The 18,005-nt window shown below is 72.4% G+C and carries 17 protein-coding genes; 7 read left to right on the top strand and 10 right to left on the bottom strand.

Annotation, left to right across the window (positions count from 1 at the left end; translation table 11 throughout):
• Nucleotides 1–3: 3 nt before the first annotated feature.
• Complete coding sequence (locus ACF08B_RS06190) at nt 4–1,410, top strand: NAD(P)/FAD-dependent oxidoreductase (RefSeq protein WP_392316323.1); 1,407 nt, start codon at nt 4–6, stop codon at nt 1,408–1,410.
• Between the two features lie 40 nt (nt 1,411–1,450).
• Here ACF08B_RS06190 and ACF08B_RS06185 read toward each other — a convergent pair whose 3' ends face one another.
• Entirely contained in the window at nt 1,451–2,968 is a 1,518-nt protein-coding gene (locus ACF08B_RS06185) for an MFS transporter (RefSeq protein ID WP_392316322.1), read from the bottom strand.
• Nucleotides 2,969–3,051: 83 nt separating this feature from the next.
• Entirely contained in the window at nt 3,052–4,023 is a 972-nt protein-coding gene (locus ACF08B_RS06180) for a zinc-binding dehydrogenase (protein ID WP_392316321.1), read from the bottom strand.
• 111 nt (nt 4,024–4,134) lie between these two features.
• On the opposite strand from ACF08B_RS06180, the gene ACF08B_RS06175 reads away from it, so the two are divergent.
• Nucleotides 4,135–4,824, top strand: a complete 690-nt coding sequence (locus ACF08B_RS06175) for a pentapeptide repeat-containing protein (protein WP_093475858.1) — start codon at nt 4,135–4,137, stop codon at nt 4,822–4,824.
• 14 nt (nt 4,825–4,838) lie between these two features.
• Here ACF08B_RS06175 and ACF08B_RS06170 read toward each other — a convergent pair whose 3' ends face one another.
• Nucleotides 4,839–5,339 carry a hypothetical protein gene (locus tag ACF08B_RS06170; protein WP_392316320.1) on the bottom strand — a complete coding sequence of 167 codons (501 nt, stop codon included), beginning with the start codon at nt 5,337–5,339 and terminating at the stop codon, nt 4,839–4,841.
• A gap of 70 nt (nt 5,340–5,409) precedes the next feature.
• Here ACF08B_RS06170 and ACF08B_RS06165 point away from each other — a divergent pair, with 70 nt between their 5' ends.
• Nucleotides 5,410–6,801 (top strand): M1 family metallopeptidase, encoded by a 1,392-nt coding sequence (locus tag ACF08B_RS06165; protein ID WP_392316319.1) that lies wholly within the window; start codon nt 5,410–5,412, stop codon nt 6,799–6,801.
• Nucleotides 6,802–6,840: 39 nt separating this feature from the next.
• Here ACF08B_RS06165 and ACF08B_RS06160 read toward each other — a convergent pair whose 3' ends face one another.
• From ACF08B_RS06160 to ACF08B_RS06150, 3 genes are all read right to left on the bottom strand, one after another.
• Entirely contained in the window at nt 6,841–8,400 is a 1,560-nt protein-coding gene (locus ACF08B_RS06160) for a M4 family metallopeptidase (protein ID WP_392316689.1), read from the bottom strand.
• Between the two features lie 332 nt (nt 8,401–8,732).
• Complete coding sequence (locus ACF08B_RS06155; RefSeq protein ID WP_392316318.1) at nt 8,733–9,677, bottom strand: GNAT family N-acetyltransferase; 945 nt, start codon at nt 9,675–9,677, stop codon at nt 8,733–8,735.
• Between the two features lie 156 nt (nt 9,678–9,833).
• On the bottom strand, nt 9,834–10,409 hold the full coding sequence (locus tag ACF08B_RS06150; RefSeq protein ID WP_392316317.1) for a TerD family protein: 576 nt from the start codon (nt 10,407–10,409) through the stop codon (nt 9,834–9,836).
• Between the two features lie 160 nt (nt 10,410–10,569).
• Here ACF08B_RS06150 and arfB point away from each other — a divergent pair, with 160 nt between their 5' ends.
• Nucleotides 10,570–11,007 carry an alternative ribosome rescue aminoacyl-tRNA hydrolase ArfB gene (gene arfB / locus ACF08B_RS06145; RefSeq protein ID WP_093475853.1) on the top strand — a complete coding sequence of 146 codons (438 nt, stop codon included), beginning with the start codon at nt 10,570–10,572 and terminating at the stop codon, nt 11,005–11,007.
• Nucleotides 11,008–11,116: 109 nt separating this feature from the next.
• Nucleotides 11,117–12,010: a sigma-70 family RNA polymerase sigma factor gene (locus ACF08B_RS06140; RefSeq protein ID WP_392316316.1), complete on the top strand. Its 894-nt coding sequence runs from the start codon at nt 11,117–11,119 to the stop codon at nt 12,008–12,010.
• A gap of 426 nt (nt 12,011–12,436) precedes the next feature.
• Here the strand turns inward: ACF08B_RS06140 and ACF08B_RS06135 are convergent, their stop codons facing one another.
• The gene (locus ACF08B_RS06135) at nt 12,437–12,904 is read right to left on the bottom strand and encodes a GNAT family N-acetyltransferase (protein WP_392316315.1); all 468 of its coding nucleotides are present in this window, start codon (nt 12,902–12,904) and stop codon (nt 12,437–12,439) included.
• A 48-nt stretch (nt 12,905–12,952) separates the two neighbouring features.
• Nucleotides 12,953–13,525 (bottom strand): flavin reductase family protein, encoded by a 573-nt coding sequence (locus ACF08B_RS06130; protein WP_392316314.1) that lies wholly within the window; start codon nt 13,523–13,525, stop codon nt 12,953–12,955.
• A 338-nt stretch (nt 13,526–13,863) separates the two neighbouring features.
• On the opposite strand from ACF08B_RS06130, the gene cdgB reads away from it, so the two are divergent.
• Together cdgB and ACF08B_RS06120 are read left to right on the top strand one after the other, a co-directional pair.
• Complete coding sequence (cdgB, locus tag ACF08B_RS06125) at nt 13,864–15,525, top strand: diguanylate cyclase CdgB (protein WP_392316313.1); 1,662 nt, start codon at nt 13,864–13,866, stop codon at nt 15,523–15,525.
• A 118-nt stretch (nt 15,526–15,643) separates the two neighbouring features.
• Nucleotides 15,644–16,552: a carbohydrate-binding protein gene (locus tag ACF08B_RS06120; RefSeq protein ID WP_392316312.1), complete on the top strand. Its 909-nt coding sequence runs from the start codon at nt 15,644–15,646 to the stop codon at nt 16,550–16,552.
• Nucleotides 16,553–16,609: 57 nt separating this feature from the next.
• On the opposite strand, the gene ACF08B_RS06115 is transcribed toward ACF08B_RS06120, so the two are convergent.
• Nucleotides 16,610–16,966 carry a peptidase inhibitor family I36 protein gene (locus ACF08B_RS06115; RefSeq protein ID WP_392316311.1) on the bottom strand — a complete coding sequence of 119 codons (357 nt, stop codon included), beginning with the start codon at nt 16,964–16,966 and terminating at the stop codon, nt 16,610–16,612.
• Nucleotides 16,967–17,072: 106 nt separating this feature from the next.
• Nucleotides 17,073–17,990 (bottom strand): 1-phosphofructokinase family hexose kinase, encoded by a 918-nt coding sequence (locus ACF08B_RS06110; RefSeq protein WP_392316310.1) that lies wholly within the window; start codon nt 17,988–17,990, stop codon nt 17,073–17,075.
• Between the last annotated feature and the right edge of the window lie 15 nt (nt 17,991–18,005).

The following is an 18,005-nucleotide window of genomic DNA, read 5'->3' as shown; positions in this document are numbered from 1 at the left end:
GGCATGAGCAGCTCGGCAAGCGGTGTCGTCAACGGCGGGGTCTCCTTCTGGTACGCGGACGACGGTCTTCCGGCGGTGCGGGAGCCGCTGTCCGGGGACGCGTCGGCGGACGTGGTCGTCGTGGGCGGCGGGTACACGGGCCTGTGGACCGCGTACTACCTGAAGAAGGCGGCCCCCTTCCTGCGGATCACGGTGCTGGAGCAGAAGTTCTGCGGGTACGGCGCCTCGGGCCGCAACGGCGGGTGGCTGTACAACGGCATCGCGGGCCGTGACCGGTACGCGCGGCTGCACGGCCGGGACGCGGCCGTGCGGTTGCAGAGGGCGATGAACGACACGGTCGGCGAGGTGGTCGCGGTCGCCGCCGCGGAGGGTGTCGAGGCGGACGTGCACCGGGGTGGTGTGCTCGAAGTGGCCACGACGCCGGCCCAGTTGGCGCGGCTGAAGGAGTTCCACGAGCACGAGCTGTCGTACGGCGAGAAGGACCGGGAGCTGTTCGGCGCGCGGGAGACGGCGGCACGGATCAGGGTGGCGGACGCGGTCGGCTCGTCGTGGACGCCGCACGGTGCGCGGCTGCATCCGGTGAAGCTGGTGAAGGGGCTCGCGTCCGTCGTGGAGGGGCTCGGGGTGACGATCCACGAGTCGACGCCGGTGACCGAGATCCGCCCGCGGCACGCCGTCACCCCGTACGGCACGGTGCGGGCCGCGTACGTGCTGCGCTGCACGGAGGGCTTCACCGCGTCGCTGAAGGGACAGCGGCGGACGTGGCTGCCGATGAACTCGTCGATGATCGCGACCGAGCCGCTGTCCGAGGAGCAGTGGGCGGGGATCGGCTGGGACGGGCGGGAGACGCTGGGGGACATGGCGCACGCCTACATGTACGCCCAGCGCACGGCCGACGGGCGGATCGCGCTCGGTGGGCGCGGGGTGCCGTACCGGTTCGGTTCGCGGACGGACAACGACGGGCGTACGCAGACGGCGACGGTCGAGGCGCTGCGGGAGATCCTGACCCGTTTCTTCCCGTCGCTGGTGGGGGCGCGGGTCGAGCACGCCTGGTCGGGGGTGCTGGGTGTGCCGCGGGACTGGTGCGCCACGGTGACCCTGGACCGCTCGACGGGTCTGGGCTGGGCGGGCGGGTACGTCGGTTCGGGCGTCGCCACGGCGAACCTGGCGGCCCGTACCCTGCGCGACCTGGTGCAGCAGGACTCCGGGCAGGGTGGCCGTACGGAGCTGACGGAGCTGCCGTGGGTGAACCACAAGGTGCGCCGGTGGGAGCCGGAGCCGTTCCGCTGGCTCGGGGTGCACGGCATGTACGCCACGTACCGCACCGCCGACCGGCGGGAGCGGCTGCATCCGGCGGTGGAGTCGTCGCGGCTCGCGAGGGTCGCGGACCGGGTGGCGGGTCGCGGCTGACGGCGCGGCCCCGGAGCGGCGTGTCGGGGCGGCCGGCGGGTCAGGTCACCGATTCGGGGACGGGCGCCTTGGCCGGTGCGCCGTGTCCGGGGGCCCTGGCGGTGACCATCAGGCCCGCGATCAGTCCGGCGAGGAGCATCACGCCGGCCGCCCACCAGATGGCGACGGTGTAGCCGTGCACCACGCCCTCGGGGACGACGGCGGCCCGGTGGGCCGGGTCGTGCAGGTGGGCGGTGATGTAGGCGGCGCTGCTGGTGGTGGCGACGGTGTTCAGCAGGGCGGTGCCGATGGAGCCGCCGACCTGCTGGGAGGTGTTGACGGTCGCGGAGGTGACTCCGGCGTCGCGCGGGGCGACGCCGGCGGTGGCCGTGGCGAAGACCGGCATGAAGGTCAGGCCCATGCCGAGGCCGAGCAGGACGAGGGCGGGGAGGATCTCGCCGGCGTAGGACGAGTGGACGGTCATCCGGGTCAGGAGCAGCAGGCCGGAGGCGGCGAGGAGCTGGCCGGGGACCATCAGCACGCGCGGGGCCACGTGGTTGAGCAGGCGTGCGGAGATCTGGGTGGATCCGGTGATGATGGCGGCCGTGAGCGGCAGGAACGCCAGGCCGGCCTTGACGGGGGAGTAGCCGAGGATGACCTGGAGGTAGTAGGTCATGAACAGGAACAGCCCGAACATGCCGATCACGGCGAGCATCATCGTCAGGAAGCAGCCGGCGCGGTTGCGGTCGCGGATGATGTGCAGCGGCAGGAGGGGGTGGGGGGCCCGTTTCTGCCACCCGACGAAGGCGGCGAGCAGGACGGCGCCGGCCGCGAACAGGGTGAGGACGAGGGGGTCGGTCCAGCCGCGCGGTTCGGCCTCGCTGAAGCCGTAGACGATCGCGACGAGGCCGCCGCAGCCGAGGATCGCGCCGGGTATGTCGAGGCGGGCGTCGGTGTGGCGGGGGCGGTCGTGGAGCATGGCGGAGGCGCCGAGGACGGCGGCGACGGCGATGGGCACGTTGACGTAGAGGCACCAGCGCCAGTTGAGGTATTCGGTGAGCAGGCCGCCGACGATGAAGCCGATCGCCGAGCCGCTGCCGGCGAGGGCGCCGTAGATGCCGAAGGCCTTGCCGCGTTCGCGGGGGTCGGTGAAGGTCGTGGTCAGCAGGCTGAGCGCGGAGGGGGCGAGAACGGCGGCGAAGGCGCCCTGGAGGGCGCGGGCGCCGAAGAGCATGCCGGAGCCGGTGGCGGCGCCGCCGAGTGCGGAGGCGGCGGCGAAGCCGATGAGCCCGATGACGAAGGTGCGTTTGCGTCCGGCGAGGTCGGCGATGCGGCCGCCGAGGAGGAGCAGGCCGCCGAAGGCCAGGGTGTAGGCGGTGATGACCCATTGCCGGTTGCCGTCGGACATGTGCAGGGCGCGCTGGGCGGAGGGGAGTGCGATGTTCACGATCGTCGCGTCGAGGACCACCATCAGCTGGGCGAGGGCGATGACGACGAGGCCCCACCACCGGTGCGGATCGGTTCCGCTCGCCGTGGTCGCGGAGGGGTCTCCGGTCTCACCCGTTCGGCCGATACTCATCCGGCCAGAAGACCACGAATCGGGGCGTATCGCATCCGGGTGGGGGTCGTGGTCCGCGGGGGTGCCGGGTGGGGGTCGGTGCCTCATGGTTCCAGCACCACCTTTCCCGTCGTACGGCGGTTCTCCAGCGCCCGGTGCGCGGCGGCGGCCTCGGCGAGCGGGAACCGGGTGACGGCCGGGCGGAGCCGGCCGCGGGCGGCCTCGTCGAGGGCGCGCAGTTCGAGCGCGCGCAGGCCGCCCGCCCGCTGGAGCATGCGCGGGCCGAGGACGCTCTCGGTCAGGCCGTCGACGACATGGCCCCGGCCGGTACCGACGCCTTCCGCGGACCAGCCGAAGACGAGGTGCCGGCCGTCGGGGCCGAGCAGGGCGACGGCCTCTTCCGCGACGGTGCCGCCGACGCCGTCGTAGACGATGGTGGCCGGCCGCCCGGCGAGGCGGGCGCGGACCTCGGCGGGCCAGCCGGGGGCGGTGTAGTCCACGGCGAGGTCGGCGCCGTTCGCGCGGACGCGGGCGGTCTTCCGTGCCCCGCCCGCGAGGCCGACGACCGTCGCCCCGGCGTTCTTGGCGTGCTGCACCAGCAGCGTGCCGATGCCGCCCGCCGCGGCCGGTACGACCACCACGTCGTCCGGTCCGGGTTCCGCGAACCCCGTGATCCCCAGGGCCGTACGCCCGGTGCCGATCATGGCCACGGCGGCGGCGGGGTCCAGGCCCGCCGGGATCTCGTGGAGGCGGTCGGCCCCGGTGACGGCGAGTTCCGCGTAGCCCCCGGGGACGGTGCCCAGGTGGGCCACCACCCGCCGGCCCAGCCAGGTGGCGTCGGTGCCGTCGCCGAGCGCGTCCACGGTGCCCGCGACCTCGCGGCCGGGCACGGTCGGCAGGACGGGCGGCGCGGGCAGCGGACCCGGGCGGCCCTCCCGCAGGGCCGCGTCCAGCAGGTGCACTCCGGCCGCGGCGACCGCGACGCGTACCTGCCCGGGGCCGGGGACGGGGTCCGCGACCTCTTCGTAGGTCAGGTTCTCGGCCGGGCCGAAGGCGTGGAGACGGACGGCGTGCATGGGGACCCCCGTGAGGTGGCTGCGTTTCCACCGGCCACCCTCCGACCTCAAGCGCGCTTGAGGTCAAGGGCGGGCCCGGGCGTTGTCAGTGGCGGGGTGCAGCATGGGGGCATGGCGAGGAGAGCGACGGGTGGCGGGCCGGCGGCCCGGGCAGGGGTGAAGGGTGCGCGGCGGCCGGAGCTGAGGCTGCCGCCCCTTCGGCCGTGGGCGGGGGGCGGGCTGGAGCCCGACGGTGACTACGACGGGCTGGAGTTCCGTGAGGCGGACCTGGCCGGGCACGACGGGGTGGGCGCGCGGTTCATGGACTGCGCGCTGACCGGGTGCGTGGTGGACGAGACGGCGCTGGGCCGGGCCCGGGTGCTGGACTCGGTGCTGACCGGGCTGCGGGGGGTCGGTACGCATCTCGCCGAGTCCACGTTCCGTGATGTCGAGCTGGTCGACGCGCGTCTCGGCGGGACGCAGTTGCACGGGGCGGTGCTGGAGCGGGTCGTGGTCCGGGGCGGCAAGCTGGACTACCTCAACCTGCGCGAGGCCCGTCTGCGGGACGTCGTCTTCGACTCCTGCGTGCTGGTCGAGCCGGACTTCGCGGGCGCGAGCCTGGAGCGGGTGGAGTTCGTCGACTGCGCCCTGAAGGGGGCCGACTTCGGTGGCGCGGCGCTGACGGACGTGGATCTGCGCGGGGCCGTCCCGCTGGAGATCGTGCGCGGTCTGGACCGGCTGTCCGGGGCGGTGATCAGTACCGGGCAGCTGCTCGACCTGGCTCCGTTCCTGGCGGCCGAGCTGGGGATCCGGGTGGAGTGATGGACGGGCCGCGCTCACTTCACCCGGGGGAAGCGGGCCTGGAGGGTCCAGATCGCCGGGTTCTCCGCGAGGTCGTCGTGGAGGTCGGTGAGGTCCGCGACGAGGTCCTGGAGGAAGTCGCGTGCCTCACGGCGGAGTTCGGTGTGGGCGAAGGACAGGGGGGACTCCTCGGCCGGACTCCAGTCGGAGGTGATGTCGACCCAGCCGAAGCGGCGCTCGAAGAGCATGCGGTCGCTGGACTCGGTGAAGTCCAGCTCCGCCCGTTGCGGCCGGGCGGCGCGGGAGCCCATCGGGTCCCGGTCCAGCTGCTCCGCGATGTCGCACAGCGCCCACGCGAAGTCGAGCACCGGCACCCATCCCCAGGCTGTGGACAGCTCCCGGTCGGTCTTGGTGTCCGCGAGGTAGACGTCTCCGCAGAACAGGTCGTGCCGCAGCGCGTGGACGTCCGCGCGGCGGTAGTCGGTCTGCGGCGGGTCGGGGAACCGGTTGGAGAGGGCGTAGCCGATGTCGAGCACGACAGAGATGGTGTCACGCCCGCCACCGCAGCCTCCGGTCCGGTGCACGCGGGTCTATAGGATCACTGACATGTCCAGATCCTTACGCCTTGTCCCGGCCGTCTCGGCGCTGCTGGCCCTCGCCCTCACCGGCACGGCGTGCGACGGCGGCGTGCACGGCACCCCGGGCGGCTCCGGCGTACGCGATCCGTACTTCCCGAAGGCGGGCAACGGCGGTTACGACGTCGGCCACTACGCCCTCACCCTGGACTACACCCCCGCGGGCCGCCACCTCACCGGTACGGCCGTCATCACCGCCCGTGCCACCAAGGACCTGTCCGCCTTCGACCTCGATCTCGTGGGACTGCGCGTCGACTCGGTCACCGTCGAGGGCAGGAAGGCCCGCTTCAGCCGTGCCGGGCAGGAACTCACCGTCCGGCCCCACGACGACCTCCGCGAGGGCGAGACCTTCAGCACGACCGTGCGCTACTCGGGCACCCCACGCACCCTCACCGACCCCGACGGCTCCGAGGAGGGCTGGCTGCCCACCGCCGACGGCGCCCTCGGCCTCGGTGAACCCGTCGGCTCCATGGCCTGGTTCCCCGGCGACGACCATCCGTCCGACAAGGCGACCTACGACATCACGGTCACCGTCCCGAAGGGCCTCCAGGCGGTGTCCAACGGCGAGTTGACGAGCCGGAGCACCAAGGGGGGCCGTACGACGTACGCCTGGCACATGGCGCAGCCGATGGCGAGCTATCTCGCGACCGTCGCCGTCGGGCACTTCACGATGACCCGGACCGAGGGCCCGCACGGGCTGCCGGTCCTCACGGCCGTGGACCCGACCCAGGCGAAGGCGAGCGAGAAGGTGCTCGCGAAGATTCCCGAGATCGTCAAGTGGGAGGAGTACAACTTCGGGCCGTACCCGTTCTCCTCCACCGGTGCGGTCGTCGACCGCCCGGAGGACGTGAAGTACGCCCTGGAGGCCCAGACCCGTCCGGTCTTCCCGGGCGCTCCCGACACCTCCACCCTCGTCCATGAACTCGCCCACCAGTGGTACGGCGACTCGGTCACCCCGAAGAGCTGGCGGGACATGTGGCTCAACGAGGGCTTCGCGACCTACGCGGAGTGGCTGTACCGGGAGGACTTCGGCGGCAAGAGCGCCCAGGAGACCTTCGACGAGTACTACGAGGGGGACCACGAGGAAGTCTGGGCGTTCCCGCCGGCGAAGCCGTCCAGCGCCGCGCACATCTCCGACAGCCCCGTCTACCAGCGCGGGGCCATGGTCCTGCAGAAGATCCGGCAGAAGATAGGTGACGAGGCCTTCTGGGACCTCCTCAAGGGCTGGGCGGCCGCCCACCGCCACGGCAGCGCGAGCACCGCCGAGTTCACCGCGTACGTGGAGAAGCGGGCGCCGGACCACGACTTCCGTGGGATCTGGCGGGACTGGCTGTACGGGGACGGCAAGCCGGCCCACCCGTGAGGAGCGGCCCGGCTCGCCGTACCCGGCCCGTGGTTGCGGTTACTTGACGTTCACGGCCGTCCAGGCGGCCGCCACCGCGTTGTACTCGGCGCTGCCCGACCCGTACAGGTCGGCCGCCGCCCGGAGGGTGCCGGTGCGGGCGCCCGCGTAGTCGGTCGACGAGGTGAAGTAGGTGCTGAGCGCCTTGTACCAGATCTGGTACGCCTTGGTCCGGCCGATGCCGGTCACGGCCGAGCCGTCGTAGGTCGGGGAGTCGTAGGCGACCCCGTTGACCGTCTTCGCGCCGCTGCCCTCGCTCAGCAGGTAGAAGAAGTGGTTGGCGACGCCCGAGGAGTAGTGGACGTCGAGACGGCCGACCGACTTGGACCAGTAGTCGGCGGAGCCGCCGTCCTTGCTGGGCCTGTCCATGTAGCGCAGCGGGGTGCCGTCGCCGTTGATGTCGATCTTCTCGCCGATGAGGTAGTCCCCGGGGTCGGCGCTGTTGTTCGCGAAGAACTCCACCGACGTGCCGAGGATGTCGGACGTGGCCTCGTTCAGGCCGCCCGACTCCCGGCTGTACTTCAGCCCGGCGGTGGCCGCGGTCAGGCCGTGGCTCATCTCGTGGCCGGCGACGTCCAGCGACGTCAGCGGGTTGACGTTGCCCTGGCCGTCGCCGTACGTCATGCAGAAGCAGCTGTCGTTCCAGAAGGCGTTGACGTAGGCGTTGCCGTAGTGGACCCGGGAGTAGGCGGCCCTGCCGTCGCCCGCGATGCCGTTGCGGTTGAACGCCGACTTGTAGAAGTCCCAGGTGACGGCCGCACCGTAGGCGGCGTCGACGGCGGCGGTCTGGCGGTTGGCCACGGTGCCGTCGCCCCAGGCGTCGTCCGCGTCGTGGAAGAGCGTGCCCGTGCCGTTCGTGGCGCCGTTCAGGTCGTACGTTTTGTGGCCGCCGCGGCCACCGTCGGTCAGGTCGTAGCCGCCGCCCGCGGAGGCGGTGGTGCCCAGCGGGACCGTGCCGCTGTACCGGCTGGTGCCCGTGCCGGTGTCGATGGCCTCGTAGGAGTAGATCTCCTTGCCGGTCGTGGCGTCGGATATGACGTGCCGCTCGCTCGGGGTGCCGTCGTGCCGGACGCCCTTGACGACGGACTCGTAGGCGAGGACCGGCTTGGTGCCCGCGGCCCAGACGACCTTGCGGGAGGCGGAGGCGGTGGCCTCGGCGACGCCGGCTGCCTTCAGGGCGGTCTTCCGCGCGCCGGCCGGGGGCACGGCGGCGGTGATGGACGGCACGGATATCCGCGCCCCGGTCGCCTTGCTGACGCCCTTGAGTGTGCCGCTCTTCGCCACGTGGGTGACCAGGTCGCCGCCGAGCACGGGCAGCCCGGCGTAGGTGCGCTCGTAGCGGGTGTGCACGGTGCCGTCCGCGTCCTCGACCACGTCGCGGGCGACGAGCTTCTCCTTGGCGCCGAGGCCGAGTGCGTGCGCCGCCGTGCCGGCGTGGTCCTGGGCGGACTCCAGGGCGGCCGCGCGGGCCGGGGCGCTCAGGGCGACCGCGCGAGCGCCTGAGGGGTGTGCGGCGGGGGCGGCGTTCGCGGCGCCGTTCTGCAGTGCGAGGACGACCATCGCGGCCGAGCCGATCAGGGCGGCGGCGCGCACGGCCGTCCGGCGGGGAGTGGGGGAGGCACCGATGACGTGGGGCTGCTGTCTCACTCGATCTCCTTCGGACTGGTCCCGTGGGGTGGGGACGCAGGCGGAATGCAGGGGATGTACAGCGCTGCGGCGGCGAGGAGAGAGTGACACCGGCAACCCAATGTTTGACAGGTTGCTGACAAAACTTTACGTGTTCGTGTCCGGAAGGCGGGCGGCGAGAACCGCAATCCGGACGTCGGGTGTGTCGGTCAACTTACGTGTGGTACAGCGCACTTGAGGCGTGCGGTGTCACAGCGGGCGGCGGGTCACGCCTCCCACTCGTCCAGCAGCCGGGCGAGGTCCGGCGGCCAGACCGGCTCCCGCTCCTCCGCCAGTTCCCGCCTGCTCCACCAGCGCCATTCGAGGATGAGGTCGGTGGCGTGCGCGGCGGCGACCTCGGGTCCGGCCGGGGCGCGGCGCGGGCCGCGGGTGACGTAGACGTGCTCGTGCTGACGGACGGGAACTCCCGTGTGCGTGAAGTCGTGTTCCCAGGTGCACAGCAGCGGGCCGGGCTCCAGATCGCTCCAGCCCGCCTCCTCGGCCAGCTCGCGCAGGGCGCCCTCGCGCGGGGTCTCGCCGGGCTCCAGGCCTCCGCCGGGCAGCGCCCAGTGGACGCCGACCTCGGTGTTGTCGTACCGCAGCAGCAGGACCGCGCCCTCCGGGTCCACGACGGCGATCCGGGCCGCCCGCCGGGGGGTGCGGTGCAGCACCTTGCGCAGGACGGCGCAGGGGCGGCCGAGGGCCCGGTCGGGGCGGTGGGCGATCACCCGGTAGCCGAGCGAGGTCCAGAAGGCCAGGGCACCGGGGTCGCCGTCGAGGACGGCGAGGCGTACGGCGGCGCGGCCCTCCGCACGGAAGCGTTTCTCGAGGAGCTCCGCGAGGGTGCGGCCGTGGCCCTTGCCGTGCTCCGCCGCGTCCACCATGAGCAGCCCGATCCACGGGTCCGGGTCGGCGGGGTCGGGGTGGTGGGCCAGCGTGATCGCGATCCCGACGGGCCGCCCGTCCCCGGCACGGGCCACCAGCACCTCGGCGCCCGGCACGGCCAGTTCCCCGGCCAGGGCGTCCGCCACCTGCCCCGGGCGGATGTCGTCCGGGTCGGGGAAGTCGCCGCTGAGCCGCTGGTACGCGCGGTTGGACGCGTACAGCGCGGTGAGCTCGCCGAGCAGCGGGACCGGGATGTCCTGGCCGGAGACCAGGGGCTCGAGCATCATGCCCGGCAACCTATCGCCGGGCGTCCGCGCAACCCCAAGGCTTTTCGCGGGGGCGCCGGGGCGGCCGGGAACGCCGGGAGCCCCGGCCGTGGAACTCGTGGCCGGGGCTTCCGTCGGTGCCGGGGGTGCCCCCCTCGGCGAAGAGCCGGGTGGGGCTCAGACGTTCACGCCGAAGTCCTGGGCGATGCCGACCAGGCCCGAGGCGTAGCCCTGGCCCACCGCGCGGAACTTCCACTCCGCGCCGTTGCGGTACAGCTCGCCGAAGACCATGGCCGTCTCGGTCGCGGCGTCCTCGGAGAGGTCGTACCGCGCGATCTCGGCGCCGCCGGCCTGGTTGACGATGCGGATGTAGGCGTTGCGGACCTGGCCGAAGTTCTGGCCGCGGTTCTCGGCGTCGTAGATGGAGACCGGGAAGACGATCTTGTCGATGTCGGCCGGGAGCGCGGCCAGGTTGACGTTGATCGCCTCGTCGTCGCCCGCGCCTTCACCCGTGCGGTTGTCACCGGTGTGGACGATGGAGCTGTCCGGGGTCTGCTTGTTGTTGAAGAAGACGAAGTGCGCGTCCGAGTAGACCTTGCCCTGCGTGTTCACCGCGATGGCGGACGCGTCCAGGTCGAAGTCCGTGCCGGTGGTGGTGCGGACGTCCCAGCCGAGGCCCACGGTGACGGCGGTCAGGCCCGGAGCCTCCTTGGTGAGCGAGACGTTGCCACCCTTGGACAGGCTTACAGCCATGTTGGGAGTCCCTTCCTTAGATGTCCCTGCACATGTGTGCCGACGAAGCTACCGTCACCGGGAACAACGTCGAGGGGGGTACCCGTGGTTCCGGGTCCCTTTACCTTTTTTACCCGCACCGGCGAAAACCGGGTGACGTGGGGCGGGCGGGCCCGGGAACATGGGACACATGTCCGGGCCCTATCTCATCCGCGGCTCGGTCTCGCTTCCCGAGGCCGAGCTGATCTGGCGTTTCTCGCGGTCGTCCGGGCCCGGCGGGCAGCACGTCAACACCAGTGACTCCCAGGTGGAGCTCCGTTTCGACCTCGCGCGCACCGAAGCGCTCCCCGAGGTGTGGAAGGAGCGGGCGCTCCAGCGGCTGGCCGGGCGGCTCGTCGACGGCGTGGTGTCCGTACGGGCCTCCGAGCACCGCTCCCAGTGGCGCAACCGCGAGACCGCCGCCGTACGCCTCGCCTCCCTGCTCGCGGAGGCCACCGCGCCGCCGCCCAAGCCCCGCAAGCCCACCCGGATCCCGCGCGGCATCAACGAACGCCGGCTGCGGGAGAAGAAGCAGCGGGCGCAGACGAAGCGGGGCCGCTCCGGGCAGGACTGGGGCTGACCGGCCCGGCCGGTCCCCGCCCCGCCCGGGTGCGCTGTCACATTCCCGGGCCGCGGCGCGTCATGCGAGTGAGGAGCATGGAACGCGACGGAGAGGCCGGGACCAGCCGATGAGCGACCAGGGCAGCGACCAGTACGGCGAACGGCACGACGAGGGGGACCGGCGCGCCGACCGCGACTTCCTCGCCGACCGGTTCGAGGGATACCGGGGGCATCTGCGGTCCGTGGCCTACCGGATGCTGGGCTCGGCGGCGGAGGCCGAGGACGCGGTCCAGGAGGCGTGGTTCCGGCTGCACCGGTCCGACACGCGTGAGGTGGAGAACCTCGGGGGCTGGCTGACGACCGTCGTGGGCCGGGTCTGCCTCGACATGCTGCGCTCACGGCGCACCCGGGGCGAGGAGCCCCTGGACACCTGGCGTCCGGCACCGTCGGCCGAGCCGGACCCCGCGCAGGACGCCGTGCTCGCCGACTCGGTCGGGGTGGCGCTCCTGGTCGTCCTCGACACGTTGTCGCCGGCCGAGCGGCTGGCGTTCGTGCTGCACGACTTGTTCGGGGTGCCCTTCGAGGAGATCGGCGGCATCCTCGGGCGCAGCCCGGCGGCGGCGCGGCAGCTCGCGAGCCGGGCCCGGCGCCGGGTGCGGGGCGCCGACGCGCCGGAGACGGACCTGGCCCGGCAGCGGGAGGTGGTCGACGCCTTCCTGGCCGCCGCCCGGGACGGGGACTTCGACGGGCTGCTCGCGGTGCTCGACCCGGACGTGGTGGCGCGCAGCGAGGCCGGTGTGACCAGTGGAGCGGCGGGCGTCGCCGCCGGGGCGGCGAGCTTCGCCCGTCTGGCGCGGATCGCGCGTCCGGCGCTGGTGGACGGGGCGACCGGACTGGCCGTCCTCGTCGACGGCCGTCCGGAACGCGTGCTGACCTTCGCCTTCGCGGCCGACCGCATCACGGTCGTCGACATCGTGACCGACCCGGCGCGCCTGGCGGAACTGACCGTAGAGGCGGTCTGAGCGGAAGCGGCCGGTCGGGGCGGTCTGAGGGGGAGCGGCCGGTCGGGGAGGGCTGAGCTGAGGGGGAGCGGCCGGTCGGGGTGGTCTGAGGGGGAGCGGCCGGTCGGGGAGGGCTGAGCTGAGGGGGAGCGGCCGGTCGAGGAGGTCCGAGCGGAAGCGGGCCGTCGGGGCGGCCTCAGGGGGAGCAGCCCGGTCGGGGCGGTTCTGCGCCCGAGCGGCCGGTTGAAGCGGCCTGAGCCCGAGCGAATCGTCGAGGCGGTCTGAGCCCGAGCCGGCCGTCCGGGCGGCCCGGACGGCCCGGCTGGGGCAGGCAGGCCGGACTCATGCGGGCTGGACTCAGCTCGGCCGGGCGCTGGCGGGCCGGATCCAGCCCGGCTGGGCTCAGGTCGGCCGGGCTCTGGTGAGCCGGACTCAGACCGGCCGGGCTCAGGCGGGCAGCCCCAGCTCCAGCACGCCGACCGTTTGCCCCCCGCTCGTCTCCCCGTTCTTCCGGAAGCCCAGGCGGAGGTAGAACTCCTCGGGACCGTCCGGACCGGGATGCCAGGTGACGTACAGCTGTGTGCCGCCCCGGCGGCGCACCTCGGCTGCCACGGATTCGACGGCGAAACGGCCGTAGCCCCTGCCCTGTTCCCCGGCGGCGATGTTGAGCCGCCACAGCGCGGAACGGCGCACGGTGCCGTCCTCGTACCAGTCGATGTCGAGCGCGGCCATCAGGAAGCCGACCGGGCGGTCGCCGTCCACGACGAGCCGGGGCCAGGCGACGGCGGGGTGCACGTAGGCCTCGGCGAGGGACTTCACGACCGGGGCGACCGCGTGTTCCTGACGGGGGTGCACACGGACGGCGAGGGCGGCGTCGAGGTTGGCGGGGGTCACTTCTTGCAGGTGGAGCGTCATCGGCGCACCCTAGGCCGGGCGGTCGCCGTGCGGCCACGGAAATACGGCTCAGCCCAACTGGCGGTACCTGCCGCGGAAGTAGAGCAGTGCGCCGCCCTCCGCGCTCGGTACCCGCGCGGTCAGGACGCGGCCGATGACCAGGGTGTGGTCGCCGGCGGCCACCCGCTCCTCGGTACGGCACTCCAGGGTGGCCAGCGCGCCGCCCACCAGCGGGGCGCCACTGGCCTCGCCAGGGGTGTGGGCGATGTCCTCGAAGAGCAGCCGGTCGCTGATGCGGCCCTTCATGGCGAAGCGGCCCGCGATGTGCCGCTGGCTCTCGGCGAGGACCGACACCGCCCACAACGGCTGTTCGTCGAGCAGGTCGTCCATGCGGGAGCCCTCGCGCAGGCTGACCAGCACCAGCGGCGGGTCCAGGGAGACCGACATGAACGCCGTGGCGGTCATGCCGACGCTCTCGACGGCCGGTGCCCCGGGGTCGTCCGGGTCCAGCGGCGGTTCCTGCGCGGTCACCAGCACCACACCCGCGGCCAGCCGGGACATCGCGGCCCGGAACTCGTCGTTGCTCACCCCCTCAGCATGCCCGGAAGCGGCGAGAGCGGTGGATGAGGGAGTCTTCAGCACGCCGGAAACGCTAGTCTCCGCTCTCCGGAGGCCGCATCGGGCCTCCGGCCGAGGCTGGTCCTAGGACCAGCGGACGACCCGTGTGAGCAGCATGTGCGCACATCCGCATGGATTACGGTCAGGAATCACACAGACCAAACGCATAAACTCCACTCAATTGTTCAGGTTCTCCTGTGACTTGAGTCACAAGGGGCAGGAATTGTTGACCCTGTGTACCGAGTGCGGAGCGCGCTGTGATTCAGTGGCGGGGAAGTCACGAAGAGCACCGGAAGAGCCACGCCTAAGAAGCGCCGACGACAACCCTTGATTCGCTGCGAGGTCTCGGGGGGAGGGCGAGCATGGAGACCGAGTCGGAGCCGTATGTCCGCCTTGCGTCCCTGCGACAGCTGCACCAGGTCATGGCCGACATGAACACGGCACGCAGCCTGGCGGACACACTGCAGACAGTCGCCGACGGCGCCGTCCACGCCCTCGGGTACGAGATGGCGTGCGTGAACCTGGTGCGCCCCGACGGCGACGGCGACCTCGTGGTCGCCGCGTTCTCCGGGAACTCCGCCGCCGAGGCCCTCATCACCGGCCGGGCCGGCTCCCGCGAGTCCTGGGACCGACGGCTGAACATGGGCGAACGCTGGGGCGACCTCGTCTTCATACCGCACACCGAGGGCTGGGTCCTCGACGACGACGACGTCCCGCAGTGGTACACCGACGGGCCCGCGCCGCGCTTCGAGGACGAGTGGCACCCCTCCGACCGCCTCTTCGCGCCGATGTTCACCCCCGGCGTGCAGGGCGGCTCCTCCGGCGAACTGCTCGGCGTCATATCCGTCGACCGCCCGCGCAACGGCCGGCGCCCCGGTGCCTGGGGCCGCGAGGCCCTCCAGATGTACGCCTTCCAGGCCGCCATCGCGATCAGCAACGCGCGTCTACGTGCGAACATGCAGCGCGCCCTGGTCAGGCTGGAGCGCGAGCAGCAGGCCCTGCGCGCCAGCGAGGAATCCTTCCGGCAGGCCTTCGAGTACGCCCCCTCCGGCATGGCCATCGCCGAGATGGGCGGCGACCAGCACGGCCGCATACTGCGCACCAACGACGCCCTGTGCCGGCTGCTGGGCCGGCCCGCCTCCGCGATGCGCCGCTACTCCTTCTCCGACCTCGTCCACCCCGAGGACATCAGCACCCTGCTGCGCACCTCGGCGGAGGGCGGCCGGGCCGAGCTGCGGCTGGGCCGCCGGGACGGCAGCTACGTCTGGGTGTCCCTGCGCAACAGCGTGGTCGCGGACGCCGCCGACGGCCCGCGCTTCCTGCTCACGCACGTCGAGGACATAGAGGAGCGCAAGCGCCGCGAGCTCCAGCTCGCCCACCGCGCCTCCCACGACTCGCTGACCGGGCTGCCCAACTCCGCCGAGCTGCGCTCCCGGCTGTCGGCCAGGCTGTGCCAGCGGCCCACGCACACCGGTGTGGTGGAGTCCCTGGACGCGGCCTACGGCCACCCCGCCTTCGACATGCCCGCCGGGCACGGCTTCGACTTCACGCCGGGCGCGCAGGCGTTCGACGCCTTCGACCACCATGTGCACACGGCGGCTCCCGAGGACGACCGGGACGACGGGGCCAAGGGGCTCGCGGTGCTCTTCTGCGACCTCGACGGCTTCAAGTCGATCAACGACCGCTTCGGGCACAACGCGGGTGACGCGGTTCTCATCGAGGTGGCCCGCAGGCTGTCCCGCCAGGTCCGGGACGGCGACACGGTGGCCCGGCTCGGCGGCGACGAGTTCGTGATCCTCGCCGACGGCCTCGGCCGGGCCGACGCCCAGGACCTCGCCGTACGGCTGCGAGGCGAGATCATCCAGCCGATCCGGGCCGAGGGGCGGGCCGTCCGGGTGGGCGCGAGCTTCGGCATCGGATGGGCACACTGCGGCATGACCGCGGACGAAGTGTTGAAGTCCGCCGACGAGCGGATGTACGTAGAGAAACGATCTCGTCCCAAACAGCACCGACGCGCCGGGTGAGCCGCAGGTCAGTGGGCTGATGCGGTCTGAGTCACCCGTTTGGGCCAGCCGGAGCGGGTAGGCTCGCCATTCCAGACCTGTACCGCATCCACCCGCACCCGCTGAGGAGTACCAAGGGATGACGCCCGGCGACAACGGCGCGAGCACGCCCGAGGACGACGACCCGTTCGGCTATCTGTACGCAGACGGCCAGGCCCGGGGAGCGCAGCCGCCGTCCGGCGGTTACGGCTATCCGAACTCGGTCAGCAGGGTGCGGACCGTCGGCGAGCGCCAGTACGGTCAGCAGTCGACCGTTCCGCAGCAGCAGGGTGCCTACGGCCAGCCGAACGCCCACTACCAGGCCCCGGAGACGCTGCCCGGCGGTGCTACGACGAGCCGGCAGCCGGCCCTGTCCGGCGGTGACGGCGGCCGTCGCGGCCCCAACACCAAGGGCCTGCTGATCGGCGCGATCGCGGTGGTCGCGGCGGTCGTCATCGGCATCAGCGTGGCGATGATCAACGGCAACGCGGACGACGACAAGTCCGGCAACGAGGCGGGCTCCACCCCGACCCACTCCCAGAGCCACGAGCCGAGCCCGACGAACACCAAGTCGACCCCGGCCGGCGCACTGCCGAAGGCGGACGCCGCGACGGACGGCTCCGTTCAGCTTGCCGGTGGCGCCGCCCGGGCGTCGGACGTCAAGGGGGCGAAAGCGGACGGCGGGGCCTATGTGGCAGGGCTCAACACTGCCGGTGCCTCCATCACGTGGACCGTCAAGGACATCCAGAAGGCCGGCTCGTACCGGCTGTACGTGCGTTATGGCATCCCCGGTGAGGACGCTGACGCGACGCTGTCGGTCAACGGCAAACCCAACCAGCAGCCGCTGGGCATGAAGAACTTCATCGGCTCACCGAAGGGTGACTTCGAGAAGGGCTGGCAGACCACCTGGGCTCCCGTGACGTTGACCAAGGGCCCCAACACGCTGACGATCTCCTGTGGTCAGGGGAACCAGTGCAACGCCCTCATCGACCAGCTGTGGGTGCAGTAGGGCTCAGACAGAGGAACGGTCCGCCGGTGGCTGGCGGACCGTCATGAGGCGGCGGTACTACCTCCCCCAGACTGCGATCCCCGTGGCGGTGCCGTGGACGTTGTCCGAGTAGGTGTGTGGCTGCAGAGTGACCAGCCGGGAGCCGACGCCGCAGCCGGTGCCGGGGGTGATGTGCCAGAACTCGATGCGATAGGACGTCTGGTTCGAGACGGATCGGGCGCCGGTGAAGATCTCGCAGCCGGGCGTCACGGAGAGGACGGTCCTGTGGCCCGTCCTGTTCGTCCCCGACCAACCGCAGACCTTGCCGCTCGGGCAGGTCTTGGAATCGGCCGCCGCGGCGGGGGTGGCGAAGGCGCCGCCCAGGAGTGCGCCGGTGACGGCCACCGTCGTCAGGCTCTTCTTGAGCATGCTCATATGAGGTTCCCCCTGTGTCGTTCGCTGCTGGTCAAGGCAGCGAATAGGTGATCACTCGATTATCAGTGCGACATCGGAGGGAGGGGCGATTCTCGGCCAAGGGCGTTCACGCCGCTGTCACCGACACCCGCTCCAGGAGTTTCTCGTAGACAGCCCGGTCGAAGTCGCCCGCCGTGGGCGACCGTACGGTGGCCGCCGACAGGGCGACCGTGCGGGCGAGGCGATCCGGCCAGGGGAGCCGGTCCAGCAGGCCGGAGAGGAGACCGGCGACGGCCGAGTCGCCCGCGCCGGTGGGATTGCCGAACTCGGGGGCGGGCGGCACCGCGCGCCAGCGGCCCTCCGGGGTGTGGGCCAGGAGGCCCTCGGCGCCCAGTGAGGCGACCACCGTGTGGGCACCGCGGCGGCGGGCGTCCTGGGTGGCGCGCAACGGCTCGTGCGAGCCGGTGAGTTCCGCCAGTTCGTCGGCGTTCGGCTTGATGATGTCGGGGCGCGCCGCCACCCCGCGGCGCAGCGGTTCCCCGCTGGTGTCCAGCAGTACGGGCACGCCGACCGTCCGGGCCGCGCGTATCAGGCCCGCGTACGCTCCCACCGGCACCCCCGGCGGCAGGCTGCCGCACAGCGCCACCGCCGAGGCGGAGGGCAGGAGTTCGTCGTAACGGTCCAGGAAGACGCCCCACTCGGTGGGCGTGATGTGCGGGCCCGGTTCGTTCAACTGGGTCGTGTCACCGGAGAGTTCGTCTACCACGGCGATCGTGCGCCGGGTCGGCCCGCCGACGGGCACCAGCGCGTCCGTCACCCCGGCCACGGTGGACAGCCGCTCGCGCAGCACCTCGCCGGTCGCGCCTCCCGCGAATCCGGCGACCGTCACCTCGTGGCCCAGCGCCGCGAGCACCCGCGCGACGTTCACGCCCTTGCCGCCCGGCCGTTCCCCGACGTCCGTGACCCGGTGCGAGGTGTGGGGCCGCAGCGACCGCACCCGATAGGTGATGTCGAGAGCGGTGTTCAGCGTGACCGTGAGGATCACCCGGTCCGACCTCCC

The sequence above is a fragment of the Streptomyces sp. NPDC015139 genome (genome assembly GCF_043079785.1).
Classification (GTDB): domain Bacteria; phylum Actinomycetota; class Actinomycetes; order Streptomycetales; family Streptomycetaceae; genus Streptomyces; species Streptomyces albidocamelliae.
Note: the sequence above shows the minus strand (reverse complement) of the source record. Positions and strands in the feature narration are given on the sequence as shown.

Excerpts from the sequence above, each read along its gene's own strand:
- ACF08B_RS06190 (WP_392316323.1), top strand. The coding sequence starts at position 4 with ATGAGCAGCTCGGCAAGCGGTGTCGTCAACGGCGGGGTCTCCTTCTGG.
- ACF08B_RS06185 (WP_392316322.1), bottom strand. The coding sequence starts at position 2,968 with ATGAGTATCGGCCGAACGGGTGAGACCGGAGACCCCTCCGCGACCACG.
- ACF08B_RS06180 (WP_392316321.1), bottom strand. The coding sequence starts at position 4,023 with ATGCACGCCGTCCGTCTCCACGCCTTCGGCCCGGCCGAGAACCTGACC.
- ACF08B_RS06175 (WP_093475858.1), top strand. The coding sequence starts at position 4,135 with ATGGCGAGGAGAGCGACGGGTGGCGGGCCGGCGGCCCGGGCAGGGGTG.
- ACF08B_RS06165 (WP_392316319.1), top strand. The coding sequence starts at position 5,410 with ATGTCCAGATCCTTACGCCTTGTCCCGGCCGTCTCGGCGCTGCTGGCC.
- ACF08B_RS06160 (WP_392316689.1), bottom strand. The coding sequence starts at position 8,400 with ATGGTCGTCCTCGCACTGCAGAACGGCGCCGCGAACGCCGCCCCCGCC.
- ACF08B_RS06155 (WP_392316318.1), bottom strand. The coding sequence starts at position 9,677 with ATGATGCTCGAGCCCCTGGTCTCCGGCCAGGACATCCCGGTCCCGCTG.
- ACF08B_RS06150 (WP_392316317.1), bottom strand. The coding sequence starts at position 10,409 with ATGGCTGTAAGCCTGTCCAAGGGTGGCAACGTCTCGCTCACCAAGGAG.
- arfB (WP_093475853.1), top strand. The coding sequence starts at position 10,570 with ATGGGACACATGTCCGGGCCCTATCTCATCCGCGGCTCGGTCTCGCTT.
- ACF08B_RS06140 (WP_392316316.1), top strand. The coding sequence starts at position 11,117 with ATGAGCGACCAGGGCAGCGACCAGTACGGCGAACGGCACGACGAGGGG.
- ACF08B_RS06135 (WP_392316315.1), bottom strand. The coding sequence starts at position 12,904 with ATGACGCTCCACCTGCAAGAAGTGACCCCCGCCAACCTCGACGCCGCC.
- cdgB (WP_392316313.1), top strand. The coding sequence starts at position 13,864 with ATGGAGACCGAGTCGGAGCCGTATGTCCGCCTTGCGTCCCTGCGACAG.
- ACF08B_RS06120 (WP_392316312.1), top strand. The coding sequence starts at position 15,644 with ATGACGCCCGGCGACAACGGCGCGAGCACGCCCGAGGACGACGACCCG.
- ACF08B_RS06115 (WP_392316311.1), bottom strand. The coding sequence starts at position 16,966 with ATGAGCATGCTCAAGAAGAGCCTGACGACGGTGGCCGTCACCGGCGCA.